General features: G+C 73.8%; 25 protein-coding genes. 10 read left to right on the top strand and 15 right to left on the bottom strand.

Annotated elements, in window-relative coordinates:
• Positions 1 to 8 precede the first annotated feature (8 nt).
• Entirely contained in the window at positions 9 to 587 is a 579-nt protein-coding gene (locus tag BCL65_RS00405) for a TetR/AcrR family transcriptional regulator (protein WP_106264176.1), read from the bottom strand.
• Positions 588 to 673: 86 nt separating this feature from the next.
• Here BCL65_RS00405 and BCL65_RS00400 point away from each other — a divergent pair, with 86 nt between their 5' ends.
• The 5 genes from BCL65_RS00400 to BCL65_RS17870 all read left to right on the top strand — a co-directional run bounded on the left by BCL65_RS00400 (position 674) and on the right by BCL65_RS17870 (position 4,359).
• The gene (locus BCL65_RS00400) at positions 674 to 1,072 is read left to right on the top strand and encodes a DUF1304 domain-containing protein (protein WP_106264174.1); all 399 of its coding nucleotides are present in this window, start codon (positions 674 to 676) and stop codon (positions 1,070 to 1,072) included.
• Between the two features lie 62 nt (positions 1,073 to 1,134).
• Positions 1,135 to 2,151, top strand: a complete 1,017-nt coding sequence (locus tag BCL65_RS00395; protein WP_106264172.1) for an NADP-dependent oxidoreductase — start codon at positions 1,135 to 1,137, stop codon at positions 2,149 to 2,151.
• Between the two features lie 45 nt (positions 2,152 to 2,196).
• Positions 2,197 to 3,888 carry an FAD-dependent oxidoreductase gene (locus BCL65_RS00390; RefSeq protein WP_106264171.1) on the top strand — a complete coding sequence of 564 codons (1,692 nt, stop codon included), beginning with the start codon at positions 2,197 to 2,199 and terminating at the stop codon, positions 3,886 to 3,888.
• 18 nt (positions 3,889 to 3,906) lie between these two features.
• Positions 3,907 to 4,179, top strand: a complete 273-nt coding sequence (locus tag BCL65_RS00385) for a metal-sensitive transcriptional regulator (protein WP_106264169.1) — start codon at positions 3,907 to 3,909, stop codon at positions 4,177 to 4,179.
• 15 nt (positions 4,180 to 4,194) lie between these two features.
• Positions 4,195 to 4,359 carry a hypothetical protein gene (locus BCL65_RS17870; protein ID WP_165800062.1) on the top strand — a complete coding sequence of 55 codons (165 nt, stop codon included), beginning with the start codon at positions 4,195 to 4,197 and terminating at the stop codon, positions 4,357 to 4,359.
• A 33-nt stretch (positions 4,360 to 4,392) separates the two neighbouring features.
• Here the strand turns inward: BCL65_RS17870 and BCL65_RS00380 are convergent, their stop codons facing one another.
• From BCL65_RS00380 to uxuA, 12 genes are all read right to left on the bottom strand, one after another.
• Complete coding sequence (locus BCL65_RS00380; protein ID WP_106264167.1) at positions 4,393 to 5,334, bottom strand: glycosyltransferase family 2 protein; 942 nt, start codon at positions 5,332 to 5,334, stop codon at positions 4,393 to 4,395.
• Positions 5,335 to 5,336: 2 nt separating this feature from the next.
• The gene (locus BCL65_RS00375) at positions 5,337 to 6,254 is read right to left on the bottom strand and encodes a glycosyltransferase family 2 protein (RefSeq protein WP_106264165.1); all 918 of its coding nucleotides are present in this window, start codon (positions 6,252 to 6,254) and stop codon (positions 5,337 to 5,339) included.
• A 70-nt stretch (positions 6,255 to 6,324) separates the two neighbouring features.
• Entirely contained in the window at positions 6,325 to 7,023 is a 699-nt protein-coding gene (locus BCL65_RS00370; protein WP_106264163.1) for a response regulator, read from the bottom strand.
• A complete protein-coding gene (locus BCL65_RS00365; RefSeq protein ID WP_243401148.1) occupies positions 7,020 to 9,563 on the bottom strand; it encodes a DUF4118 domain-containing protein in 2,544 nt (847 codons plus the stop codon). Before BCL65_RS00365 ends, BCL65_RS00370 begins: the two co-directional genes overlap by 4 nt.
• Before the next feature lie 14 nt (positions 9,564 to 9,577).
• Complete coding sequence (gene kdpC / locus BCL65_RS00360) at positions 9,578 to 10,237, bottom strand: potassium-transporting ATPase subunit KdpC (protein WP_106264161.1); 660 nt, start codon at positions 10,235 to 10,237, stop codon at positions 9,578 to 9,580.
• Between the two features lie 25 nt (positions 10,238 to 10,262).
• The gene (kdpB, locus tag BCL65_RS00355; RefSeq protein ID WP_106264159.1) at positions 10,263 to 12,431 is read right to left on the bottom strand and encodes a potassium-transporting ATPase subunit KdpB; all 2,169 of its coding nucleotides are present in this window, start codon (positions 12,429 to 12,431) and stop codon (positions 10,263 to 10,265) included.
• Positions 12,428 to 14,101 carry a potassium-transporting ATPase subunit KdpA gene (kdpA, locus tag BCL65_RS00350; protein WP_106264157.1) on the bottom strand — a complete coding sequence of 558 codons (1,674 nt, stop codon included), beginning with the start codon at positions 14,099 to 14,101 and terminating at the stop codon, positions 12,428 to 12,430. Before kdpA ends, kdpB begins: the two co-directional genes overlap by 4 nt.
• A gap of 270 nt (positions 14,102 to 14,371) precedes the next feature.
• Positions 14,372 to 15,358 (bottom strand): adenosine deaminase, encoded by a 987-nt coding sequence (locus BCL65_RS00345; RefSeq protein WP_106264155.1) that lies wholly within the window; start codon positions 15,356 to 15,358, stop codon positions 14,372 to 14,374.
• A complete protein-coding gene (locus tag BCL65_RS00340) occupies positions 15,355 to 16,599 on the bottom strand; it encodes an MFS transporter (protein WP_106265100.1) in 1,245 nt (414 codons plus the stop codon). The genes BCL65_RS00345 and BCL65_RS00340 overlap by 4 nt, the downstream gene beginning before the upstream one ends.
• Positions 16,600 to 16,636: 37 nt before the next feature.
• Positions 16,637 to 17,008, bottom strand: a complete 372-nt coding sequence (locus BCL65_RS00335) for a type II toxin-antitoxin system PemK/MazF family toxin (protein ID WP_106264153.1) — start codon at positions 17,006 to 17,008, stop codon at positions 16,637 to 16,639.
• The gene (locus BCL65_RS00330) at positions 17,005 to 17,250 is read right to left on the bottom strand and encodes an antitoxin (RefSeq protein WP_243401147.1); all 246 of its coding nucleotides are present in this window, start codon (positions 17,248 to 17,250) and stop codon (positions 17,005 to 17,007) included. The genes BCL65_RS00335 and BCL65_RS00330 overlap by 4 nt, the downstream gene beginning before the upstream one ends.
• A 42-nt stretch (positions 17,251 to 17,292) precedes the next feature.
• The gene (uxuA, locus tag BCL65_RS00325; protein ID WP_106264149.1) at positions 17,293 to 18,483 is read right to left on the bottom strand and encodes a mannonate dehydratase; all 1,191 of its coding nucleotides are present in this window, start codon (positions 18,481 to 18,483) and stop codon (positions 17,293 to 17,295) included.
• Between the two features lie 129 nt (positions 18,484 to 18,612).
• Here uxuA and BCL65_RS00320 point away from each other — a divergent pair, with 129 nt between their 5' ends.
• Genes BCL65_RS00320 through BCL65_RS00310 form a run of 3 tightly spaced genes read left to right on the top strand, consistent with a single transcriptional unit; the run spans position 18,613 to position 23,764 of the window.
• The gene (locus BCL65_RS00320) at positions 18,613 to 22,302 is read left to right on the top strand and encodes a glycosyl hydrolase 115 family protein (RefSeq protein ID WP_106264147.1); all 3,690 of its coding nucleotides are present in this window, start codon (positions 18,613 to 18,615) and stop codon (positions 22,300 to 22,302) included.
• Positions 22,269 to 23,309: a LacI family DNA-binding transcriptional regulator gene (locus BCL65_RS00315; RefSeq protein WP_243401146.1), complete on the top strand. Its 1,041-nt coding sequence runs from the start codon at positions 22,269 to 22,271 to the stop codon at positions 23,307 to 23,309. The genes BCL65_RS00320 and BCL65_RS00315 overlap by 34 nt, the downstream gene beginning before the upstream one ends.
• 26 nt (positions 23,310 to 23,335) lie before the next feature.
• Positions 23,336 to 23,764, top strand: coding sequence for a hypothetical protein (locus tag BCL65_RS00310; protein WP_106264145.1), 429 nt, complete (start codon positions 23,336 to 23,338; stop codon positions 23,762 to 23,764).
• A gap of 117 nt (positions 23,765 to 23,881) precedes the next feature.
• Here the strand turns inward: BCL65_RS00310 and BCL65_RS00305 are convergent, their stop codons facing one another.
• Positions 23,882 to 24,187 (bottom strand): DUF5808 domain-containing protein, encoded by a 306-nt coding sequence (locus BCL65_RS00305; RefSeq protein ID WP_106264144.1) that lies wholly within the window; start codon positions 24,185 to 24,187, stop codon positions 23,882 to 23,884.
• 155 nt (positions 24,188 to 24,342) lie between these two features.
• Here BCL65_RS00305 and BCL65_RS00300 point away from each other — a divergent pair, with 155 nt between their 5' ends.
• On the top strand, positions 24,343 to 24,909 hold the full coding sequence (locus BCL65_RS00300; RefSeq protein ID WP_106264142.1) for a type 1 glutamine amidotransferase domain-containing protein: 567 nt from the start codon (positions 24,343 to 24,345) through the stop codon (positions 24,907 to 24,909).
• 136 nt (positions 24,910 to 25,045) lie between these two features.
• The gene (locus BCL65_RS00295; RefSeq protein ID WP_106264140.1) at positions 25,046 to 25,276 is read left to right on the top strand and encodes a tautomerase family protein; all 231 of its coding nucleotides are present in this window, start codon (positions 25,046 to 25,048) and stop codon (positions 25,274 to 25,276) included.
• Here BCL65_RS00295 and BCL65_RS17865 read toward each other — a convergent pair.
• Entirely contained in the window at positions 25,266 to 25,778 is a 513-nt protein-coding gene (locus BCL65_RS17865) for a hypothetical protein (RefSeq protein WP_106264138.1), read from the bottom strand. The genes BCL65_RS00295 and BCL65_RS17865 overlap by 11 nt on opposite strands.
• Position 25,779 lies beyond the last annotated feature (1 nt).

The raw sequence follows: 25,779 nt of genomic DNA, 5'->3' as shown, positions 1-25,779 counted from the left end.
CACCGCGCTCAGGCCTCGAGCAGCACGAGAGCGCTGTCCAGCGAGCCCACGGCGCTGTCCGGGTCGACGCGGACGAGCGCGAAGGCGCTGACCACCAGCGAGGTGCACAGCTCGGCGAGCCGGTCTCGCTCGGCGTGGTCGCGTGCCGGGAACCGGGCGTCGACGCCGCGGCCCAGCGCGGCCCGGAGCTCGGCACGGTAGTCCGCCACCGTGCGGCGGACCGCCTCGTCGCGGGCGATCGGCGCGCCGGAGGTGTTGACGAGCAGGCAGCCGCTGTCCGCCTGGATCTCGCCGGTGCGCGCGAGCGCGTCACGCAGCCCCGTGAAGTATTCCACGACGGCGTCCGGGGCGACCGGGTCGGCGAGCAGCGGGCGCAGGCGCGGCCGGACGACGTCGTCGAGGTAGGTCTGCACGGCCGCGTCGAAGAGCCCGCGCTTGGACCCGAAGGCGTGGTAGATGCTCGACCGGTTCAGCCCGGTCGCCTCCTCGAGCGCCGGGACCGACGCCGCCTCGTAGCCGGAGCGCCAGAACACGCCGAGCGCCGCCCGCACGACGCGGTCGGTGTCGAAGGCCTGCGCCCTGCCCATCACTGCCCTCCGGTTGTTGGAACGATCGTTCCAGTATAGATTGTGGACCGATCGTTTCAGAACCGCAGCGCGAGCAGGGAGCACCCGTGACCGTCGTCGGACTCGTCCTGGCCGGCCTCGCCGCCGCCCTCCACGTCTACATCTTCTGGCTGGAGTCGGTGGTCTGGACCACGCGCGCCCGCGCGGTGTTCGGCACCAGCGAGCAGGAGGCGGCCGCCACCCGAGAGATGGCGTTCAACCAGGGCTTCTACAACCTGTTCCTCGCGGTCGTCACGGCCGTCGGCATCGTGCTGGCTGCGGCCGGCGCCGAGGGCTCGGGGCTCGACGCCGCCGGGTCGGCCCTCGTGCTCGCCGGCACCGGGTCGATGGCCGCGGCCGCCCTTGTGCTGTTCGCCTCCTCGCCCGGCAAGCGCGGGGCGGCGCTGAAGCAGGGCGTCCTGCCGCTGCTCGCCGTCGTCGCGCTCGTCGTCGGCTTCACCGTCTGAACCGCTCACCCCAGCCCCGTGCACTGACCGGAAACCGCACCCGAACCAAGGCAGGTCCCCTCATGTCCGACGTCACGTCCACCCAGGTCCAGCTCGCCGCCCGTCCCACCGGCTGGCCCACCGAGGACACCTTCCGCACCGTCCAGGTGACCTACGGCGACCTCGAGCCCGGCCAGGTGCGCGTCGTCAACGAGTTCGTCTCCGTCGACCCGTACATGCGGGGCCGCATGAACGACGCCAAGAGCTACGTCCCGCCCTTCGCGCTCGGCGAGACCATGACGGGCGGCGCCGTCGGCCGCGTCGTCGAGTCCGCGTCCGACGACGTCCCGGTCGGCGCGGTGGTCCAGCACCAGTACGGCTGGCGTGACGTCGTCCAGGAGGACGCCCGCGGCTTCCAGGTGGTGCCGGAGATCCCCGGCGCGCCACTGTCGCTCTACCTCGGCATCTTCGGCCTGACCGGGCTCACCGCCTACGTCGGCCTCACCGCCGTCGCCGGCCTGCGCGAGGGCGACACCGTGTTCGTCTCCGGTGCGGCCGGCGCCGTGGGTACGGCCGTCGGGCAGATCGCCCGCCTGCTCGGCGCCTCGCAAGTGATCGGCTCGGCGGGATCGGCCGAGAAGGTCGAGCTGCTGACCGGCAAGTACGGGTACGACGCCGCGTTCAACTACAAGGACGCCCCCGTGCGGCGCCAGCTGCGCGAGGTCACGCCCGACGGCGTCGACGTGTTCTTCGACAACGTCGGCGGCGACCACCTGGAGGCGGCGCTGGACCGCATGAACACCGGTGGGCGCGTCGCCCTGTGCGGCGCCATCTCGCAGTACAACGACACCGAGCGCACGCCCGGGCCGGACAACCTGTCCAACATCGTCACGCGGAGCCTGACGCTCCAGGGCTTCACGCTGCCGAGCTACATGGACCACGCCCCCCGGTTCCAGGAGCTCATGTCGGGCTGGTTCGCCGACGGCAGGATCGCCTACGACGAGACCGTCGTCGACGGCATCGAGAACGCACCGCAGGCGTTCCTGGACATGATGCGCGGCGGCAACGTCGGCAAGATGGTGGTGCGCACGAACGTCTGAGCAGGCGGTTCGACAAATACCCCCGGGGGTATTACCGTCGACCGCATGAGAATCGTCATCGTGGGTGGGGTCGGCGGCGGCATGAGCGCCGCGGCCCGGGCGCGGCGTCTCGACGAGAGCGCCGAGATCATCGTCCTCGACCGGGGCGAGCACGTCTCGTTCGCCGGGTGCGGGCTGCCGTACCACGTCGGCGGCGAGATCCCCGCCGCCGACTCCCTCCTCGTCCAGACGCCCGAGTCCCTGCGGGCCGCGCTGAACCTCGACGTGCGCACGCGGCACGACATCGTCGGGCTCGATGCCGCGTCCCGCACCCTCACCGTCCGGACCGCGGCCGGCACCGAGACGCTCCGCTACGACGCGCTCATCCTCTCGCCCGGCGCCCAGGCCGTCCGGCCGCCGGTGCCCGGCCTCGACTCGCCGCGCGTGCGCACCCTGCGCACCGTCGCCGACGCCACCGCCCTGCGGGAGCGGATCACCGCGGGCGCCCGCCGCGCCGTCGTGCTCGGTGCCGGGTTCATCGGGCTGGAGGCCGCCGAGGCCCTCGCCCAGCAAGGCCTGGACGTGACCGTGGTCGAGCTCGCCGACCACGTGCTCCCACCGCTGGAGCCGGAGCTCGCGTCGCTCGTGACCGACGAGCTCCGGCGGCTCGGCGTGGCCGTCCGCTCCGGCGTCGCCGCCACCGAGGTCCTGCCCGGGGCCGCGCACGACGTCGTCGTCCTCGCCGACGGCACGCGCGCCGACGCCGACCTCGTCGTCCTCTCCGTGGGTGTCCGGCCCGACACCGAGGTGTTCGCGCGGGCCGGTGTCGAGACCGAGCGCGGCGCGATCGTCGTCGACGAGCACGGCCGCACCAACCTCCCCGACGTGTGGGCGGTCGGCGACGCGACCGTCAGCACCGACGCCGTCACCGGCGTCCGGCGACCGGTCGCGCTGGCCGGACCGGCGAACCGTGCCGGACGCCTCGTCGCGGACCACGTCCTGCGCCCGGCGTCCGCGCGGCCGATCCCCGCCGCCGTCGGGACCGCCGTCGTCCGCGTCGGCGAGCTCACCGCGGCGACCACCGGGGCCAACCGCGCCGCGCTCGCCGCGGCGGGCACCGCCTTCCACACCCTGCACCTGCACCCCAGCCACCACGTCGGCTGGTTCCCCGGCAGCGAGCAGATCCACCTCGTCGTGCACTTCGGCGCCGACGACGGCCGCCTCCTCGGCGCGCAGGCCGTCGGCCGTGCCGGGGTCGACAAGCGCATCGACGTGCTCGCGACCGCGCTCCGCGCCGGCCTGCACGTCGAGGACCTCATCGACCTGGACCTCGCCTACGCCCCGCCGTACGGCGCCGCCAAGGACCCGGTGAACCTGGCCGGGATGGCCGCGAGCAACGTGCTCGACGGCACGCTGCGGACCTGGCACGTCGCGGAGCTCGACGCGGTGACGGCCGAGGCGCTCGTCCTGGACGTCCGCAGCCGCGCCGAGTTCGCGACCGGTCACCTCCCCGGATCGCTCAACGTGCCGCACACCGAGCTGCGCGAACGCCTCGACGAGGTCCGGGAGGCCGCCGCCGGCCGGCCCGTCCGGGCGCTGTGCGGCTCCGGCGTGCGGTCGCACATCGCCCACCGCGTCCTGGTGCAGGCCGGTCTCGACTCCGCGTCGCTGTCCGGCGGGATGCTCACGCTGCGCGCGGCCCTCGGCCCCGCCGCCGACGAGCTGCTCACCACCCACGAACCGGCGTTCGCCGGCTGACACCTCAGGAGACCCCCCATGGCCATCCCGGACCCCGCGGCCCAGCGCAAGATCGCCAACCGGCTCAAGCGCGCCCGCGGCCAGCTCGACGCTCTCATCACCGCCGTCGAGACCGGCAAGCCCTGCCGCGACGTCGTCACCCAGCTCTCCGCCGTCTCCAGCGCCCTCGACAAGGCGGGCTACGCCGTCATCTCCACCGCCATGCAGGACTGCCTGACCGACCCCGACCAGACCACCGAGGACGGCCTGACGGCCGCCGAGCTCGAGAAGCTCTTCCTCACCCTCGCCTGACGAAGGAGCACCACCATGTGTCGACCCGTCACCTGCCGCACCTGCGGCAAGACCACCTGGAGCGGCTGCGGCCAGCACGTCGACGACGTGCGCCGCAGCGTCCCCGCCGCGCAGTGGTGCGGCGGGCACGACGACGAGGCCCCGACCGGAGGTTTCCTCGCCCGGCTGTTCGGGCGCTGAGCCGTCCGCCTCCGTCCCGGCGCCGGGACGCGGTCAGCTCACATACCGGCGGCTGGCCGAGGTCCGTTGCGACTCCTCCAGCGCGAGGAACCGCTGCTCGGCATGGGTCGGCAGGGCCCGCCGCTCCCGCAGTACCCAGGGCAGCCCACGCAGCGCCTGCAGGACGCCGGCCGCCGAGACGCGGTCCCGCGGCAGCGACCGCACCAGGTCGCGGGTGCGGCGCAGCGCCGCGGGCAGCGGACGCCGGAGCCAGGTGAACCACAGGGTGTTCCGGATCCCGTCGCGTCGCCGGGCGTGCGGGTCCCGCGCCGACGACGGCCGGTGGTGGAGCGTCATCGCCTCGAGATAGCACAGCTCCCACCCGGCAGCGGCGAGGTCGGCGGCCAGCAGCTCCTCCTCGCCGCCGAGCCACAGCCGGTGGTGGAAGCCCCCGGCGGCGCGGAAGGCGTCGGCGCGCAGGACGGACGCACCGGCGAGGAAGCTCCCCAGCGCGGGGCCGGGCAGGCCGGCGGCGGTCGGCACCGGGGAGTGGCGCAGCTCGGCCACGACCGGGTCCTCCCGTCCGCCGGGCTCCACCAGGATCCGCGCCGTGACGACGGCGACGCCGGGGTGCGCGTCGAGCGCGTCGGCAGCCCGCCGGAGCGACCCGGGCTCCCACCAGGTGTCGTCGTCGCAGAACGCGACGTACGGGGTGTCGAGCCGGTCGACGCCGACGTTCCGGCCGACGGCCCCGAGGTTCTCCGCGCTCGCCACGAGGTCCACCCAGGGGTGCTGCGCACGGATCGCCTCGGCGGTGCCGTCGGTGGACCCGTTGTCGACCACGACGACGCGGGGCTGCTCGGGCAGCCGGCGGAGCGTCTCGAGCGTGCGCAGCACCTCCGCGCGTCGCTGGTGGGTGATGACGACCACGCCCACCCGGGAGTCGGGCGCGTCCGCGTCGCTGCGGTCGGTCGTCCTGGTGGCGGTCGGGGACATGGTCACCTCCCCCCGGTGCCGACCCCCTGCGGTGCGGGCACCGCGGCGAGCGTGTCGAGGTCGGCGAGCACGTGGCGCGGCAGGACCTCCCGTCGGGGCAGCGCGGCGCGCAGGTCCTGCGCCGCGTCGAGCACGCCTCGCCGCGGGCCCGGCCCGGCCCGCAGCTCCGCCGCGACGCGGGCGGCGACCCGCCGCCAGGGCAGGCGCATGGTCGTGGTCAGCACGCGGGCACGGGCGATCCCCCGGCGCCGGTCGTCCGTGCCGTCACGACGCGGCGAGGGGAAGTGGCGCACCACCGGCCCGTCCAGGAACACGAGGTCCCATCCCGCCGCGCTGAGGTCCCACGCCAGGCGCTCCTCCTCCCCGGGGAAGCGGACGACGTCGTCGAACCCGCCGGCCGCGAGGAACGCGCTGCGCCGGACCATCGCCGCGCACCCCATGAAGCCCAGCACCCGCAGGCCGGGCAGCGAGCGTCCCGGGGCCCGCAGCGGCGAGGCGGCCAGGTCCCGCGTGAACGGGTCCACCTCCTGCGACTCCCCCACCCGGACCTCGACCGTCACCAGCCCGACGCGCGGGGCGCCGGCCAGCGCGTCGGCCGCGGCGCGGAGCGACCCCGGCGTCCACCACGAGTCGTCGTCGGCGAACGCGACCATCGGCGTCCGCGCCCGTCCGACGCCGACCGTCCGGGCCGCGGCACCGAGGTTGCGACCCAGCTCCACGACCTCCACGTCCGGGTACGCCCGGCGCACCGCCTCGGCGCTGCCGTCCGTCGACCCGTTGTCCACGAGGACGACGGGCGCCCGGTGGTGCCCGAGGCTGCGGAGCAGCTCGTCGCGACGGTTGCGGCTGACGACGACGACCGTCACCCGCGGGTCCTCGTCCTGCGGGCGCGACGGTCGCACCGATCCGTTCGACTCCATGACTTCGTCCTACCGCAAGGCCGTTCTCCAGGCAGTGCGAGACGGACCGAGCGGGCGGCGCCGACGCCGTTCAGACCTCGAAGCGGTACCCGGCGCCCGGGTGCGTGATGAGGTGCCGCGGCCGACCCGGGTCGTCCTCGAGCTTGCGCCGCAGCTGTGCGGTGTAGACACGCAGGTAGTTGGTCTCGGTGTCGTAACCCGGCCCCCAGACCTCCTGGAGCAGCTGGAGGCGCCCCACCATGCGCCCCCGCTGACGCACCAGCACCTCCAGGAGCGACCACTCCGTCGGGGTGAGCCGGACGTCGGCACCGTCCCGCTCGACCGTCCGCCGTGCGAGATCGATGCGGAGCCGGCCTGCCTCGACCACGGCGGCGGCGGGCGCCGCGGGCGCTGCCCGCCGCACGGCGGCACGCAGCCGCGCGAGCAGCTCGTTCATGGCGAACGGCTTCGTCACGTAGTCGTCGGCACCGGCGTCGAGCGCGTCGACCTTGTCCTCATTGAGCTCCCGTGCCGAGAGCACCACGATCGGCACCCTGCTCCACCCGCGGATCCCCTGCAGCACCTCCAGCCCCGGCACGTCCGGGAGGCCCAGGTCCAGGACGATCACGTCAGGGTGCGCCGACGACGCCGCGTCGAGGCCTCCCGCCCCCGTCGCGGCCACCGTCACGTCCCAGCCGTGCGCCCGCAGGTTGATGGCCAGCGCCCGCGCGAGCCCGGCGTCGTCGTCGACCACCAGCACGCGGTTCCCCTGGCCCGTCTCGCCGGTCATCCGTCAGCACCTCCCCGGTGCCCGTCCGCGGACACCCCGTCCCGCGGGACGGTGACGAGCATGGTGAGCCCTCCACCCGGTGTGTCCTCGGCCGTGACCGTCGCGCCGACCGCCGTCGCCAGCCCGTCCGCGACGGCGAGTCCGAGCCCGAGCCCCGCGCCTCCCCGGTCGTCCAGGCGCTGGAACGGTGCGAACATGGTCTGCTTGCGCTCGTCCGGCACACCCGGTCCGGCGTCGGCCACGCGGATCTCGATGCTGTCCCGGGTTGCCGAGGCGGACACCCGCACGGCCGCCCCCGCCGGAGAGTGCCGGACGGCGTTCGACACGAGGTTCGCCACCACCCGCTCGAGCAGGCCGACGTCGGTGGTCACCAGGGGCAGGTCCTCCGGCAGGTCCAGGTCGAGGGCGCCGACCCAGGGCTCGACGGCGACCGGGACGACCTCCTCCAAGGACGCCCGCCGCAGCACGGGCTGCACCGAGCCGGTCTGCAGCCGGGACAGGTCCAGCAGGTTGTCGATCAACCGCTCCAGGCGGCCCGTCGAGTCCTGGATCGTGTCCACGAGAGCTGCGGTGTCCTCCAGGTCGAGGCTGACGTCCGACGAGAGCCCGTCGACCGCGGCACGGATGGCGGACAACGGTGTGCGCAGGTCGTGCGAGACGGCGGCGAGCAGCGCCGTGCGGGTCGCCTCGGCGTGCTCCAGCGTCCGGGCCGCCGCCGCCTGCTCGCGCAGTTCGCGGTGCTCGAGCGCTATGCCTGCCTGGCTGCCGAACGCCTCGACCACCTGACGGTCGCTGGCCGCGAGCGCCCGCCCGTGCAGCACGAGCCGGCGTCCGTCGTCGATGCGGACGACGGTCGCGGTCGACGACGTCCGGGCGTGTCCCGCCGTGGCCACGGGCTCCCACCGCGCGCGCTCGGCGCCGCGCGCCTCGAGCCGCACCTCGTCGAGGCCGAAGGTCAGGTTCAGACGCTGCACGATCGCCTCGGCGGTGTCCTCCCCCGAGAGCACCGCGCGGGACAGCGCGGCCAGCGTCGACGCCTCGGCGCGAGCCCGGTACGCCTGGATGGTGCGCCGCGCGGCGAGGTCGACGACGGACGCGACCGAGGCCGCCACCACCACGAACACGGCCAGCGCGAGCACGTCCTCCGGCCGGTCGACCACCAGCTGCCCGGTCGGTTCGGTGTTGAACCAGTTCAGCACGACGAACGACAGGACGGCGGCGACCAGCGCCGGCCAGCGCCCGCCCACCAGCGCGACCGCGACGACCCCGGCGAGGTAGATCATCAGGTGGCTCGGGAGGTTGTCGGGATCCCGGTCGAGCCACGCGAAGAGCGTCGCCAGCAGGGCGGGGACGACGACCGCCGAGACCCACCCGGCGACCCGGCGGCCACGCGAGAGCGACGAGAACCGGGACGGCACCCGCACACCCGTCCGCGCCTTCTCGTGCGTGACCAGGTGGACGTCGATGGCACCCGAGAGGCGCGCGATCTCGTTGCTCGAGGATCCGAGGAGCGCCTGGCGCCAGCGGGAGTGCCGGGACACCCCCACCACCACCATCGTCGCGTTGACGCCCCGGGCGAAGTCGATCACCGCGGAGGGGACGTCCTCACCGAGGACCGTGTGAAAGGTGCCGTCGAGGGACTCCACGAGGCTGCGCTGGGCGGCGATCGCCGCCGGCGGCGCCGACGGCAGGCCGTCCGTCGCCAGCACGTGGACCGCCAGCAGCTCGGACCCCGCGGCGCGCTGGGCGATCCGGCTGGCCCGCCGGACGAGCGTCTCGCTCTCCTCGCCACCGGTGACCGCGACGACGATGCGCTCGCGGGCCGGCCACATGCTCCCGATGTCGTGGTCGACGCGGTAGCGGGTGAGCGCGTCGTCGACCCTGTCGGCGAGCCAGAGCAGCGCCACCTCACGGAGCGCCGTGAGGTTGCCCTCCCGGAAGTACTGGCTGAGCGAGGCGTCGATCTGCTCCGAGCGGTACACGTTCCCGTGCGCCAGCCTCCGTCGGAGCTGGTGCGGCGACAGGTCGACGAGCTGGATCTGCTCCGCGTCCCGCACGACCTGGTCGGGCAAGGTCTCCTGCTGCCGCACGCCCGTGATGGCCTCGACGTCGTCCGTGAGCGAGGCGAGGTGCTGCACGTTGACCGTGGTGACGACGTCGATCCCGGCGTCCAGGAGATCGTGCACGTCCTGCCACCGCTGGGGGTGCTTCGAGCCCGGCGCGTTGGAGTGCGCGAGCTCGTCGACGAGCACCACCTCCGGGGCACGGGCGATGACGGCGTCCACGTCCAGCTCGGTCAGCCTCGTGCCGCGGTAGGTGACCTCCCGGCGAGGGATCACCTCCAGTGTGCCGACCTTCGCCGCCGTGCCCGCACGCCCGTGGGTCTCGACGAGGCCGACGACGACGTCCGTGCCGCGGCCCCGCCGTCGTTCGGCCTCGTCGAGCATCGCGTAGGTCTTGCCGACGCCGGGCGCCGCACCGAGATACACCGTCAGGCGGCCTCGTCGCGCCGCGCGCGGTCCCGCGCCGGGCATCGTCATGTCTCCACTCCCCTTCAACCGCCGATCGTACGGCCGGACCGGTCGAGCGCGATGTTGAGGCCGAGCACGTCGACGCGCGGGTCGCCGAGGACGCCGAGGGAGCGTCCGGCGGAGTGGTCGGCGACCAGCTCACGGACCACCTCTTCGGGCAGCCCGCGCGCCCGAGCGACGCGCGGCACCTGCAGCTCGGCGTACGCGGGGCTGATGTGCGGGTCGAGCCCCGAGGCCGAGGACGTCACCGCGTCGGCAGGGACGTCGAAGACGTCGACGCCCTCGGTCGCCGCGACCTCCGCGCGCAGCTCGCGGACCGAGCCGACGAGCTCGGGGCTCTCCGGACCCAGGTTGGTGCCCCCGGAGGAGAGCGGGTCGAACCCGTCGCCCGCGGCGGACGGCCGCGAGCGGAACCACTCCGGGCCCTCGAAGGACTGGCTCAGCAGTGCCGAGCCGACCGCCTCCGAGCGGTCCCGCGTCGGGCTGCCGTCGGCACGGACGAGCGAGCCGTCCGCACGCCAGCCGAACAGGAGCTGGGACGCCCCGGTCATCGCCAGCGGGTACGCGACCCCCACCAGCAGCGTGAACGCCAGCAGCACCCGGAGCCCGGTCAGCGCGTGCCGGGTGAGCGACGCGCCCGTGGCACGCCGTGCGGTGGCCGTGACGGCCTGTGACTGAGTCATGAGTGCCCTCCAGAGGACGCCGGCCTCACAGGCCGGGAAGGAGCGAGACGGCGAGATCGATGAGCTTGATCCCGAGGAACGGTGCGACCAGACCACCGAGCCCGTAGACGCACAGGTTGCGTCGGAGCAGTGCTGACGCGGAGGACGGCCGGTAACGCACACCGCGCAGGGCGAGCGGGACGAGCGCGAGGATGACCAGGGCGTTGAAGATCACCGCCGAGACGATCGCCGACTCCGGCGAGTGCAGCCCCATGACGTTGAGCAGCCCGAGCTGGGGGAAGAACCCCACGAACATGGCCGGAAGGATGGCGAAGTACTTGGCGACGTCGTTCGCCACGGAGAACGTGGTGAGCGCTCCGCGGGTGATGAGCAGCTGCTTGCCGACCTCCACGATCTCGATGAGCTTGGTCGGGTCCGAGTCGAGGTCGACCATGTTCCCGGCCTCCTTGGCGGCCGAGGTCCCCGAGGCCATCGCGACGCCGACGTCGGACTGGGCGAGCGCCGGGGCGTCGTTCGTCCCGTCGCCGGCCATCGCGACCAGGCGTCCGCCCTCCTGCTCGCGGCGGATCAGGGCGAGCTTGTCCTCCGGCGTCGCCTCGGCCAGGACGTCGTCGACGCCGGCCTCGGCGGCGATGGCCCGGGCGGTCACGGCGTTGTCGCCGGTGACCATGACCGTGCGGATGCCCATGGCGCGCAGCTCGTCGAACCGTTCGCGCACCCCGTCCTTGACGACGTCCTTGAGGTGGACGACGCCGAGGACGCGAGCGGGTGCGTCACCGAGCTGCTGGGCGACGACGAGCGGGGTGCCGCCGGTGCGCGCCACGGAGTCGACCTGGCGGGAGAGCTCGTCGAGCGTCTCGGCGGTCGGCTGCGCGGCGGTGCTCCGCAGCCAGCGCTGCACCGCGGAAGCGGCCCCCTTGCGCAGTCGCACCGCTCCCTCGCCAGGCGTGCCCGGGAGGTCGACACCGGACATGCGGGTCTGCGCGGTGAACGGTACGAGCTCGCTGCCCGCGGGCAGCTCGCCGGCCGGGGCGTCGGACCGGTGGTCGACCAGCTCGACGATGCTGCGCCCCTCGGGGGTGTCGTCCGCCAGGGACGCCAGCCGCGCCGCGGCGGCCAGCTCCGCCTCCCCCGCGTCACCGACGGGGAGCAGGTCGGTGGCCCGTCGGTTGCCGTAGGTGATCGTCCCCGTCTTGTCGAGCAGCAGCACGTCCACGTCGCCTGCGGCCTCCACCGCTCGGCCGGACATCGCGAGCACGTTGCGCTGCACGAGCCGATCCATGCCGGCGATCCCGATCGCCGACAGCAGGGCGCCGATCGTCGTCGGGATGAGGCAGACGAGCAGGGCCACCAGGACGATGACGTCCTGGCGCGCGCCGCTGTAGACCGCGAACGGCTGGAGCGTCGCCACGGCGAGCACGAAGACGGCCGTGAGCGCCGTCAGCAGCAGGTTGAGTGCCACCTCGTTCGGGGTCCGCTGCCGTTCGCTGCCCTCGACGAGCGCGATCATGCGGTCGACGAAGCTCTGCCCCGGCGGGTTGGTGATGCGGACGACGATCCGGTCCGAGAGCACCACGGTGCCACCGGTCACCGCACAGCGGTCCCCGCCCGACTCGCGGATCACCGGGGCGGACTCCCCCGTGATCGCTGACTCGTCGACGGTCGCGACCCCCTCGATCACGTCGCCGTCGCCCGGGATCGTCTCCCCGGCCACCACGACGACGACGTCGCCGACGGTGAGGTCCGCGGACGCGACCTCGACGGCGGGCAGCTCCCCCAGGCTGGTCCCCGACGCGAGGGTGTCCCGCGGTGCCACCACCTTGCGGGCCGTCGTGGTGCGCTGGGTGGCCCGCAGCGACGAGGCCTGCGCGCGTCCCCGGGCCTCGGCGATCGACTCCGCCAGGGTCGCGAAGAAGACCGTGGCCCACAGCCAGAGCGTGACGAGCCAGGAGAACAGGCTCGGCGAGGCGGCGGCGAGCACGGTCGTCAGGACGGCGCCGCCCTCGACGACCAGCAGGACCGGGCTGTGCCGCAGCGTGCGCGGGTCCATGCCGCGCAGCGCCCCCGGGAGCGCCGCACGCACCTGGGCCCAGGTCACGGACCGCTGCCGCGCGCCGCGCAGCGGGGCGGACGCGGTCGTGCCCGAGGGCCGGGTCGACGGCTGGGGCGGGGTGAGAGTGGTGTGGTGGGTCATGACAGTGCCTCCACGACAGGCCCGAGAGACAGGACGGGGACGAAGGTGAGGCCGACGACGACGATCGCGACGACGGCGACCAGGCCGGCGAACAAGGGCTGGTGCGTGGGCAGGGTGCCCACCGAGGCCGGCACGGTGCGCTGCGACGCCAGCCGCCCGGCCAGCGCCAGGACGAGCACGATCGGCACGAAGCGGCCGGCGAGCATGGCGAGGCCGAGCATCGTGTTGTAGTAGGGCGTTCCGGTGCTCAGGCCCGCGAAGGCCGAGCCGTTGTTGTTGCCGGCCGAGGCGAAGGCGTAGAGGACCTCGGACAACCCGTGCGGTCCCGGCTCCTGGATCCCGAGAAGGCCCGGAGCGACCGACACCGAGACGGCGGTGCCCACGAGCACGATCGCCGGCGTCGTGAGCACGAAGAACGCGACGAGGGTCATCTCGCCGCGACCGATCTTCTTGCCGAGGTACTCGGGCGTGCGCCCGACCATGAGCCCGGCGACGAACACGGCCACGACGGCGAGCACGAGCATCCCGTACAGACCGGCCCCGACGCCTCCGGGGGCGACCTCTCCGAGCAGCATGTCGAACAGGGCGACACCTCCACCCGGGGCGGTGAACGAGTCGTGCATCGAGTTCACCGCACCGGTGGAGGTCCCGGTGGTCGAGGCGGCGAACAGCGCACTGGTGGCGGGCCCGAAGCGCGTCTCCTTGCCCTCCATGGCAGCACCGGCGAGCTGTGGCACGGTCCCCGGCCCCGCCACCTCGGACCAGGTCGTCAGCGCGACGGCGCTCGCCCACAGGGTGGCCATGACGCCGAGGATCGCCCATCCCTGCCGACGGTCGCCCACCAGCAGGCCGAACGTGCGCGGCAGCGTCATGGGGATGAGGAGCAGCAGGAAGATCTCCACCAGGTTGGTCACCGGGTTCGGGTTCTCGAACGGGTGCGCCGAGTTGGCGTTGAAGAACCCGCCGCCGTTCGTGCCGAGCTCCTTGATGGCCTCCTGCGAGGCGACCGGGCCACCCACCACGTGCTGGGTGTCTCCGGTCAGCGTGGTGACGGCGGAGTGCGGGTCGAGGTTCTGGACGACGCCGTTGGCCACGAGGACCAGCGTCGCGACGATCGAGATCGGGAGCAGGATGCGCACGACGGACCGCGTGAGGTCGGTCCAGAAGTTGCCGATCCGGGCGTCCGTCCCGGATCGGGCGAACCCGCGGACCAGGGCGATGGCGACCGACATGCCGACGGCGGCGGACAGGAAGTTCTGGACCGCGAAGCCCGCCATCTGCAGCAGGTGGCCGGCCGTCTGCTCCCCGGAGTACCACTGCCAGTTGGTGTTCGTGGTGAAGCTGACCGCGCTGTTCCAGGCTCCGGCCGGGTCGAGGCCGGGGAACCCCAGGTTCCCGGGCAGGTGCCCCTGCAGCCGGCCGAGACCGAAGAGGGCGAGCACCGAGACGAGGGAGAAGCCGAGGAGCGACAGGGCGTAGGTCCGCCAGTGCTGCTCCACGTCCGGGTCGACCCGGACGAGGCGGTACCAGAGCCGCTCACCGCGCAGGTGCCGGGGGCTGGAGTACACGCGGGCCATGTAGGCCCCGAAGGGAGCGTGGGCCGCGCCGAGCAGCGTGACGAGCAGGGCAAGCTGCCCGACCGCCGCGAGGACGGTGGTGGTGGTGCTCATCGGCCCGTCAGCGCTCCCGTCCGTCGCGGAGCATCACGACGAAGAGATAGCCCAGGGTGCCGAGCATCAGGACGAAGAAGAGGTAGTCGAGGGCGTTCATGCGACCCTCCGGCGGACCAGAGCGGCCACGGTCGCGAAGAACGCGACGGTGAACACGACGAAGGCGAGATCGGTCATGACTCCAGGTCTAGCCGTCGCCGGCCTCCTGATCGGCGGCCCTGACGGATCCTTGACGCCCGGGCCGGGAACCCTGACGCCCTGCTGATGCCCTCAGTCCGACGCCGCGGCGACCTCGGCGAGCAGCGCGTCGCGGCGCCCGGCGGGGAGGAACGACGCCCGGAGCGAGTTCTCGGCGAGCCGCACGCGGTGCGCCCGGGTCAGGCCCACCGCCGTCGTGAGGGCGTCGAGGTTGTCGTCGAGGTAGCCGCCGAAGTAGGCGGGGTCGTCGGAGTGCACCGAGACGTTCAGCCCGCGCTCCAGCATCGCCACGACCGGGTGCTCGGCCAGCGTGCCGACCGCCCGCAGCGCGACGTTCGACAGCGGGCAGACCGTCAGCGGCACCTGCTCGGCGACCAGCCGGGACACCAGGGCGTCGTCGTCCAGCGCGCGGATGCCGTGGTCGATCCGCTCCACACCCAGCACGTCGAGCGCCTCGGTGACGTACGCGGCCGGGCCCTCCTCCCCCGCGTGGGCGACGAGGTGCAGACCGGCGGCCCGGGCCCGCGCGAAGAGCCTCGCGAACTTCGCCGGCGGGTGGCCGATCTCGGCTGAGTCGAGCCCGACGCCGGCGATCGGGGCGCCCATGCCGAGCAGCCCGTCGAGGACGTCCAGGGCCTCCGCCTCCGGACGGTCCCGCAGGAACGCCGCGATGAGCAGCGTCGAGACGCCGTGGTCGTCCTCGCTGGTGGCGAGCACGGAGGCGATCCCTTCGACCGCCACCTCCAGCGGGACGCCGCGGACCAGGTGCGCCTGCGGGTCGAACATGATCTCGGCGTGCCGCACCCCCGCCGTCGCGGCCCGCGCGAGGTACGCCGCCGTCATGTCCGCGAAGTCCTGACGGGTGCGCAGCACCGCCATGTTCGCGTAGTACAGGTCCAGGAAGGACTGCAGGTCGGTGAAGTCGTAGGCGGCACGCAGCTCGCCGACGTCGTCGTACGGCAGGGCGACGCCATTGCGCCGGGCGAGCTCCATGACGAGCTCGGGTTCCAGCGTTCCTTCGATGTGCAGGTGCAGCTCGGCGAACGGCAGGTGGGTCATAGGTCGATCCTGGGGGTCGTCCGGCGTCCCTGCAGCAGCGAACCGGCCAGCACGATGGCGATCCCGGCCGCCGGCACCACGAGGAGCCCGACCTGCAGGGTGGTCGCGTCCGAGACGAGCCCCACGAACGGCGGCGTCAGGAGGAACCCGAGGCGCATCAGCCAGGTGACGACCATCAGCCCGGTGCCGGCGCGCAGGCCCGGCAGCTCGTCGGCCGCGTGCATCGCCGCGGGGATCACCGTGGCCACGCCGAAGCCGGCGACCGCGAACCCGACGACGGTCCCCGGCACCGAGGGGAAGGCAAGCGCCAGACCCATCGCGACCGCCACGAGGAGGCCGCCGGCCCGGGCGACCGCCCGCTGGCCGAACCGGTCCACGAACCGGTCCCCCGTCGCCCGTCCCACGAACTCCGCCGCCATGAAGGCGATGAACGCGGTGGCCGCGACCGCGCCGGTGGTGTCGAGCGACCCGGACAGGTAGACGGCCGCCCAGGAGTTCGTCGCCTCCTCCACCACGGTGCCGGAGATCGCGACGACGACGAACGCGACCAGGAGGAAGATCGTCCGGCCTCGTGGTCCGGCGGCCGGGGCGCCGCCGTCGGCCGGTCGGTCCCCGGTACGCCCGCCGGCCGCGCGCTCCTGCTCGTCCAGGCCGGGCAGGCAGTACCGCAGCGCGACGAGGGCCACGGCGGAGAAGATCGCCCCGGAGACGGCGAGGTGGATCCCGAGCGGGACGTCGAGCGCGATCGCGACGGCGGACATCGCCCCGCCGACGACGCTCCCAACGGACCACAGGGCATGGAAGGAGTTGAAGATCGACCGCCCGTACCGGCGCTGGACGCGCAGGCCGTGCGCGTTCTGGCCGACGTCGGTGAACGCGTCGGACGCCCCGGCGGCGAACAGCGCGGCGACGAACAGCCCGAGCGCCGGAGCCAACCCGGCGCACAGCACGCCGACGGCGGTCAGCACGGTGCCGACGGCGGCGATCCGGGCGGAGCCGAACCGGCGGACGGCAGCGGCGGTCGCGAACCCCGAGACGATCGCACCGGCGGGGAAGGCGATGACGGCGAGGCCGTAGACGGTGTTGCTGAGGTCCAGGGCCGCCTTGATCTCGGGGTACCGGGGCAGCAGGTTGGCGAACAGCGCACCGTTCGTCAGGAAGAGCGCCGCGACGGCGGCGCGCGCCCGGCGTGCCACCAGGTCCGGGCGGCCCGGGCGACCCGGTGTCGTGTCGGTGCTCATCGCGGCCATCATCCCCCGGCCACGACGACGAGCGCCGTCAGAGACCGAGGTGGTCCATCAGCACCGTGTCGAGCGCTGCCTGTTGCTCGGCCGACAACGAGCCGCGCCGTCCGACGAAACGCCGGACGTGCACAGCGCGGAGCTGCTCGGGCTGGGTCTTCGAGTCGGCAGCCAGCCCGGTGTGCTCGTCCGCCGGGAGGGCCGTCTGGAACGGCAGCACTCGACGCACGTTCGACGTGATCGGCACGACGACCAGCACACCGCCCTCTCGGGCTCGTCCCGCGGCGCGGTTCGCCCCGTCGTTGGAGACGATCACGGCGGGACGGGTTGTGGCGACCTCGCCATCCTGCGCCGGATCGAACTCGACGTCCCAGATCTCGCTCCGCCGCTTGGCCGGTGCCAGGCTCATGGACCCGGAGTCTCCAGACCGTCGGTAGCGGTCCCCTCCCACAGCGCCGAGTCGTCGGACTCGTTCCACTCCTCGAAGGCAGCCACGTAGTGGTCCTCGGCTTCGGCCTCGCGCAAGGCTCGCACGGCAGCACGGAGGGCCGACGCTCGCGAGGACAGCTGGTGGCGGCGACCGTAGTCCTCCAGGAACTCCAGGTCCGGCACCGGAAGACTGCTGCTGAATGCCTTCGTAGGAGCGCTCATACTCCCCATCATACTTGGCGTCGCGAAACCGGGCGGGAGAGCTCAGCCGGACGTGGAGAGCTGCCGCACCGCCAGCTCCACGCCGCGCAGCTCGGCCAGGCCCTTGAGCCGCCCGACCAGGGAGTAGCCGGGCACGGCGGACGCGCGCTCGGAGGCCTGCTCGGCCAGCAGCAGATGGCCGTGGTCGGGGCGCATCGGGATCCGGGCGCCGCCGTGCTCCTCGCGGCGCCGCTCCTCGCGCACGAGCGCCGCGATCACACCGACCATGTCGACGTCACCGCCCAGGTGGTGCGCCTCGTGGAAGGTGCGCGGGTCAGCCTCGCGGCGGGTGGAGCGCAGGTGCGCGAAGTGGATGCGCGGCGCGAGCTCGTCGACCATCGCCACGAGGTCGTTCTCGGGCAGGACGCCGAAGGACCCGGTGCAGAACGTGAGCCCGCTCGCGGGGTGCGGGACGGCGTCGAGGAGCCAGCGCGCGTCGGCGGCGGTGGACATGATGCGCGGCAGCCCGAGTACCGGACGCGGCGGGTCGTCCGGGTGGATGCCGAGGCGCACCCCGCACTCCTCGGACACCGGCACGATCGCCTCGAGGAACTCGACGAGCGCCGCGCGCAGGGACGCCTCGTCCACCTCGGCGTAGGCGGCGAGCTCGGCGCGCAGGCCGTCGAGCGTCCACGTCTCCTCCGAGCCCGGGAGCCCGGCGGAGACGGTCGCGACGAGCCGGTCGACCTCCGGCGGTGTCATCGCGTCGAGATGCCGGCGCGCGCGCTCGACCTCGACGTCGGTGTAGTCGCCCTCGGCGCCCGGTCGCTGCAGCAGGAACAGGTCGAACGCCGCGAAGGCGTCCTGGTCGAACCGCAGCGCCAGCGCGCCGTCGGGCAGCGGGTACGCCAGGTCGGTGCGGACCCAGTCCAGGACCGGCATGAAGTTGTAGCAGACGACGTCGATGCCGCAGGCCGCCACGTTGCGCACGCTCTGGGCGTACGTCTCGAGCCACCGTTCGTAGCCCGGTGCGCGCCGCTTGACGTCGTCGTGCACGGGGATGCTCTCCACCACCGACCAGCGCAGACCGGCGGCCTCGATCATCTCGCGGCGCTCGGTGATCGCCTCGACGGTCCACACCTCGCCGTTGGGGACGTCGTGCAGGGCGGTGACGACGCCGGTCGCCCCGGTCTGGCGGACGTCCGCCAGCGTGATGGGGTCGCGCGGTCCGAACCAGCGCCAGGTGTGCTCCATCGTCGTCCTCTCGTCGCTCCGTCGCGATGTCGCTTCGCCGCGATGGCAAACGTTGTCACAAGCCTCTCGACCGGTCAAGTAAACCCGTGGCCGGTGGACCGACAAACGTTTGCAGCCTAGGGTCGCCGCATGAGCTACGTCCTCGAGGATCGCGACGGCACCCCGCTGGCCGCACCCGGCGCCACGACGACGGTCGCCGTCGACCCGGCCGAGACCGCCGCCGTGCTCCGCGCCGTCGGCCACCTCGTCGGCGATATCGGTCGCGTCTGCCCCGGGGCCACGGTGGACCGGCACGCGCACGCGGACCGCGCCACCGTCGTCGTCGGCACGCTCGGCACGAGCCGGTGGGTGGACGACGCCGTCGCCGACGGCCGCCTCGACGTCACCGCCCTGCTCGACGACGACGGCCGCCCCGCCTGGGAGGCGCTCCTCGTCCGGACGCTCGGCGACCAGCTCTGGATCGTGGGCGCCGACCGGCGCGGCACCGTGTTCGGGATCTACGACCTGTGCGAGCGCGCCGGCGTCTCGCCGTGGCACTGGTTCGCCGACGTGCCCGTCCGCACCCGCGAGCACCTCACCGTGGCGCGCGACACCGACCACACCGATCGGCCGTCGGTGCGCTACCGCGGCATCTTCCTCAACGACGAGGAGGAGCTCGACACCTGGGCGCGCCGGCACACCCCCGACGGCACCATCGGACCCACCCTCTACGCGCACGTCTTCGAGCTGGTGCTGCGCCTCAAGGGCAACTACCTGTGGCCGGCCATGCACGTCAACGCGTTCAACGCGGACCCGGAGAACGGCCGGCTCGCGCACGAGGCAGGGATCGTCATCGGCACCAGCCACTGCGACATGCTGCTGCGCTCGAACGAGCACGAGTGGGCGCCGTGGGCCGCCGAGCAGGCCCGGGCCGGCCACCACGTCGAGTACGACTACTCGATCGAGGGCGCCAACCGCGACCTGCTGCACCGGTACTGGCGGGAGAGCATCCAGCAGAACGCCGACTACGAGGTCGGCTGGACCGTCGGCATGCGGGGCATCCACGACTCGGGATTCGTCACGTCGAGGATCGACGACGACCCGCACCTGTCCGCGGAGCAGAAGCACCGCGCCCGCGTCAGCCTGCTGAACACCCTGATCGACGACCAGCGAGCACTGCTCGCCGACGAGCTCGGCGCCGAGCGGGCCGCCGGCGAGCTGCAGTGCTTCGTCCCGTACAAGGAGGTGCTCCCCCTCTACGACGACGGCGTGGAGATCCCCGAGGACGTCACCCTCATCTGGTCGGACGACAGCTTCGGGCACGTGCGCCGCTTCCCGGACGACGCCGAGCGCGGCCGCCGCGGCGGTCACGGGCTGTACTACCACTCGTCGTACTGGTCCCCGCCACCGCGCAGCTACCTGTTCATCTCGTCCATGCCGCTGACCCTCATGAAGAACGAGCTGGGCAAGGCCTGGGACCGCGGCATCCGCACCCTGTGGGTGAACAACGTCGGCGCGCTCAAGCCGCTCGAGCAGGACACCGAGTTCTTCCTGCGGTACGCGTGGGAGGTCGGCCGCGTGGAGGGCGAGGACGGCACGCACCGCGCCCCGACGAGCACGTCCGACGTCTCCGCCTGGGCCCGCGACTGGGTCGACCGATCGTTCTCCGGCGGCATCGGTGCACAGGTCGGACCGCTCCTCGAGGAGTTCGCGCAGGTCACCGACGTGCGCAAGATCGAGCATCTGTCCGCCCGCGCCTTCTCGCAGACGGCGTACGGCGACGAGGCGGCCCGGCGGCTGGACCGCCTGCGCGAGCTCGCTGAGCAGGTCTCCGCCGTCTGGGCGCAGCTCCCGGACCGCGAGCGCGACGCCTTCTTCCAGCTCGTCGCGCTCAAGGTGCACGCCTCGTACCTGACCAACGCCCAGTTCGTGCACGCCGACCGCTCGGCGCTCGCGTACGCCCAGGGCAAGATGGCGGCCGCGGACCACCACCTGGCGCTGTCACGGACGTTCGACGGGCACAAGCGCGCGATGATCCGCGCCTACAACACGGTCATGTCGGGCGGGAAGTGGGACGGGATCATGACGCCGGAGGACTTCCCGCCCCCGGCCACCGCACTGTTCCCGGCCGGGCGGCCCGCCCTGCAGATCGGCGCGCCCGGTCTCGGCGTCGTCGTGTGGGGCGAGGAACGCCCCGGCGACGCGCCCGCCCTGGAGTTCGCGGCGCACGGCACGCGGTCGAAGTGGATCGAGGTGTTCACCACCGGCGCGGGCGAGATCGAGGTCACCCTCGAGGCCGACCCGTGGATCGAGCTCGGCGCCCCCGGGTCCGGTGCCGCGCGTCTCACCGTCGCCACCGAGCGTCGGATCGCGGTCCGCGTCCCGCAGGACGCCGCCGACCGGGTGGGCCAGGTCGTGGTGCGCTGCGAGACCGACGGGAGCACCGTCGTCGTCCCCGTGCGGACCAGCGCTCCCACCTCGACGCCCGAGGACGGGTGCGCGCTGGAGGCCGACGGGTACGTGTCCCTCCCCGCCGACGCGCCCGACGAGCGGCACGACACCGAGCAGAGCTCCTGGACCGTGGTGCCGGGCCTCGGCCGCGGCGGCGGCGGACTGCTCGAGGCGCACGGCCGGGCCGCGAGCGCCGACCCCGCCACGGTGCACGACGCCGGGACGGTGGGGTTCCGCGTCCACCTCGAGACCCCGGGTGCGCACCTGCTCGAGCTGTTCCGGTTCCCCGGCCTGGACTCGACGGGCCGGCTCCGCGTCGGCGTGTCGGTGGACGACCTGCCGCCCGTGCTGGTCGAGTCCCCCACCACCGACGAGCACCGCGGGGTGTGGGCGCAGGCCGTGGTGGAGAACGTCGAGCGGCTCACGCTGCGCCTGCCGTTCCTGGGCGCCGGGACGCACACGGTCCGCCTCCACGTGGTCGACGACGGGTTCGCGCTGTCCGCGCTGGTGCTGTGGACGGGCGAGCGGCGCGCCACGACGTTGGCGCCGCCGTCGAGCACCCGTGCCGGGCAGCCGCTGCCGGTGCGCGACGACCCGGACCCGGTGTCGGTGGACCTCGCCGCGCTGGACCACGTCGCGCGGACCCTCTACGGCGTGCTGCCCGCCGAGGTGCCGCCGCACCAGGCGGTGTTCGTGCCGCGCGAGTACTGGGCGACGCCCACCACGTTCACGCGCAACGAGGTCGTGGCGCAACCGACGCTCGGCCCGCCCCGGTACGCGGCGAGCCCTGACGGCACCCAGGACGTGCTGGCCCGGCTCGCGAGCGGCGTCGCGGTGGCCGACGACGGCGTCCTCGCCCTGGAGGTGGAGCGCACGCTGCGCGAGGAGCCCGGCGCCTGGACCACGCCGAGCACCGACGAGCCGGTGGTGGGCTGGACGCACACCCAGGCGGAGACGAACGGGCGGACGGGCCTGGCGATGCACGTCGACGCCCCCGGCCGCCGCTGGGACGACGCCCTCCAGGCGCCCGGACTGCACCTGCGCGTCGAGGTCCCCCGGCCCGGCACGTACGCCGTGTGGGTGCTGGTGAAGTTCGACGCCGACTCCGACGACGCGCTGACCCTCGCGGTGGACGGCACGCCGCTGCCGCCCGAGGACCAGTTCTGCGGCGGGGACATGTTCAGCTTCGGCACGGCGCAGGCGTGGGTGTGGCACGAGCTCATGGACGTCGAGCTCACCGCCGGCCAGCACACGCTCTCCGTGCTGGCGCGCAAGGCCGGGCTGCGCGTCGACCGGCTGTACCTGACCCTCGGTGGCGAGCGGCCGCCCGTCGACGCCGCCTGGACCGAGTCGCGGTGCACGCCCTGGCCGGCGGCGGCCGGCGCATGACCCGGCGGGCCACGCTCGCCGACGTCGCCCGGCGCGCCGGGGTGTCGGTCTCGACGGCCTCCCGGGCGCTGCACCGTCCCGGCCGCGTCTCGGCCGGGACGACAGCACGCGTCCAGCAGGCCGCCGACGAGCTCGGGTACGTGCCCAGCGCCGCCGCCCGCCAGGTCCGCTCCGGGCGGTCCGGCACCGTGGCGCTCGTGGTCCCCGACCTGACCAACCCGTTCTTCATGGCCCTGGTCCGGGGATCCACGCGGCACCTGCGCGAGCACGACATGGTGCAGGTGGTCGCCGACGTCGAGGAGGAACCCCGTTCCGAGGAGCAGGTGCTGGAGGCCTTGGCGGGCCGGGTGGACGGCATCGTGCTCGCGGCGTCACGCCTCGACCGCGCCGCCCTGGCGGCCTGGACCCGACGCGTCCCGCTGGTCGCGATCAACCGCGACGTGGCAGACGTCCCCACCGTCCGGACCGGGACGCAGGGCGTCGTCGCCGCCGTGGAGCACCTGCACGAGCGGGGCCACCGGCACGTGGCCTACGCCCGCGGGCCGGCGACCTCCTGGTCCGAGGAGCGGCGCCGTCGCGCGGTCGTCGAGACGTGCGCCCGGCTCGGGACCCGCTTCAGCGACCTGGGTCACCACGCCCCCCGGCGCGACGCCGGGCCCGCCGCCGCGGACGCCGCCCGGCGGTCCGGGGCCTCGGCGCTGCTGGCGTACAACGACCTGATCGCGTTCGGCGCGCTCGACCGGCTGACCGAGAGCGGGGTGCCGGTCCCGGGCGAGCTGAGCGTGGTCGGTCACGACGACGTCTTCGGCGCGGACCTCACCACGCCGGCACTGACCACCGTCGCGGTCCCCGCCGAGGAGCTCGGCGCCCGGGCGGCCGCCCGGCTGCTGGCGGTCCTGGACGGCGCCGGCGGAGCGACGGGGGCGGACGCGACGTCGTCGGACCCGGGGGCCGAGCTCCCGACCCGCCTGGTGGTGCGGGACTCGACCGGCCCGGCAGCACGCTGAAGTCGCCTCACCCCTACGCTCGAGACATGGCACACCGCGGAGCTCTCCTCGCCCTCACCGCCGCCACCGCTCTGACCGTGGCCGGGTGCGCGGCCGAGGACGCCGACGGCTCGGCTGCCTGCGCAGCGCCCGAGCTGCGCTGGTCCGTGGACGCGGCCTCGGCGGGCGACCTCGTGACCCTGCACGGTGAGAACCTGCTGTCCGGCTGCGACGACGGCCAGGGCGAGACGGTGGAGCCGCTCAGCGTGACCGGCGTCGCCCTCCTCGCTGACGGCGAGCTCGCCGCGCCGCCTCCGGCCATCGACGGCGGCACCCTGACCGCGTCCGAGGCCGGCGACCTCGACTTCCAGGTCGCCCTGCCCCCGGACCTTCCCGCCGGCACCGAGGTGCGCGCCGAGGTCACGGTCACCAGCGGTCCGGCACTGACCTCCGACGCTCTGGCGATCGACGGGTAGCGCCTCGTCCCCGACGGTTCCGACGTTCCCGACCGGTCTCGGACGACGCGCCGTGCCATCGCGCCGATGAGGACGAGGCACGCCGCCGCCGTGGCGGAACCGGGCGGGGCCGGGTGGTCAGTCCGCCAGCTTCTCCCGCACGACGGCGACGACGCGCCCGACGTTGACGGTCCAGCCGACGCCCCAGACGTGGGGGCTCAGGATGTGCGCGCCGTCGGGGTCCCACACGCGTTCCTTGACGCGCTCGAGCGTGGGGATGCGGAACTCGTAGGGCACGAACCCGGCGACGGTGCCGTGCCACTCCCGCTCCTCCGGGTCCTTCTGCAGCTCCTTGGTGACGGCGGCGACGAACAGGGCGAACATCACCAGCTTGAACAGGCTCAGCGGGCCGCCGCGCTTCTTGCTGGTCTTGGGCGATTCCATCGTGACCTCCGTTCGTGGGGTGCTCCCCATCCTGCCGTGCCGGGGTGGTGGGGGCCACAGGGGGCCACCGGGCACCGCCCGCCCGGGTGCGTCCATCCGGACGCCGTGCCTACCGTGGCCGCTCGGACGCAGACCCCTCAGGGAAGGAGACCGACATGGCAGACACCGACCTGACCGGACGCACCGTGCTGGCCATCGTGACCAACTACGGCGTCGAGCAGGACGAGCTGGTGGTCCCGCTCGAGCACCTGCGCGAGCGGGGAGCGGTCGTGACCGTCGCCGCCCAGACCACCGACGACGTCGCCACCCTGGTCGGCGACAAGGATCCCGGCCGCACCGTCCCCGTCGACGTCACCCTCGACGACGTCGACCCGGCCGGCTTCGACCTGCTGCTCGTGCCCGGCGGCACGCTGAACGCCGACTCGCTGCGCCTGGAGGATGCGGCGTCGCGCATCGTGCGGTCGTTCACGGAGTCGCAGCGCCCGATCGCCGCGATCTGCCACGGCCCCTGGGCGCTCGTGGAGGCCGGCGTCGTCGAGGGCAAGACGCTCACGTCCTACCCGTCCCTGCAGACCGACATCCGCAACGCGGGGGCCGAGGAGTGGCGCGACGAGTCCGTGGTCGTGTGCACCGCGCAGGACCGCACGCTCATCACGTCGAGGACGCCGAAGGATCTCGACGACTTCCTCGGTGCCGTCGACGAGGCGCTCGCCGTGCACTGACACCCGGTGACCCGATCGGGCCAGTCCACGCACCGCGGAAGTTGGCCCGCACGGTCGAAGCGGGGCGGGCCTCGCCCGCCGGATGCTGGTCCCAGCCCGCCCCGCTCCGGGGCGGCCCACCGAAGGGACCGGAACCATGCCGCTCGTCCAGGTCAACGTCATCAAGGACGTCTTCACACCCGAGCAGAAGGCGCAGATCATCACGCGCGTCACCGACGCGATGGTCAGCGTCGAGGGCGAGGCGATGCGCCCCGTCACGTGGTGCGTCATCCACGAGGTGGCCAGCGGCGACTGGGGGATCGCCGGCAACGCGCTCACCACCGCCGACGTGCACGCCCTCGCCGCCGGTGCCGGAGTCAGCGCCTGAGGGTTGCCACCTCCGCCGCCGGGGCGCAGTCTGACGAGATGGACGCCGTCGGCGCACGGACCGCGTTGAGGACCGGCCGCTGGCACGAGGCGGCGGTCGGCCTCTCCGCGCTGGCGGCGGAGAGCGACGAACCCGGCCACCACGAGGGCAGGCCGCCTGGTGGCTGGACGACGCCGAGCAGGCCCTCGGGGCCCGCGAGGCCGCCTACCGCGGCTACCGTGCACGCGGCGACCTGCGGGGTGCGGTCCGCACGGCCGCGGCCCTGGGTTACGACTCCGTCCTCTTCGGGGCGGGCGTCGCCGTCGGACGCGGCTGGCTGGAACGCGCCGCCGACCTGCTCGACGGCCGCACCGACGTCCCCGAGGCGGGGTGGCTGGCGGTCCGCCGCGCCGAGCTGGCGCTCGCCGTCGACCACGACGCCGCCGCGGCTCTCGACGCCGCGACGGCGGCGCAGCGGGTCGCGCACGACACCGCGGACGGCGACCTGTCGATCGTCGCCCACG

This window comes from Isoptericola halotolerans, from assembly GCF_003003075.1.
Classification (GTDB): domain Bacteria; phylum Actinomycetota; class Actinomycetes; order Actinomycetales; family Cellulomonadaceae; genus Isoptericola; species Isoptericola halotolerans_A.
Note: the sequence above shows the minus strand (reverse complement) of the source record. Positions and strands in the feature narration are given on the sequence as shown.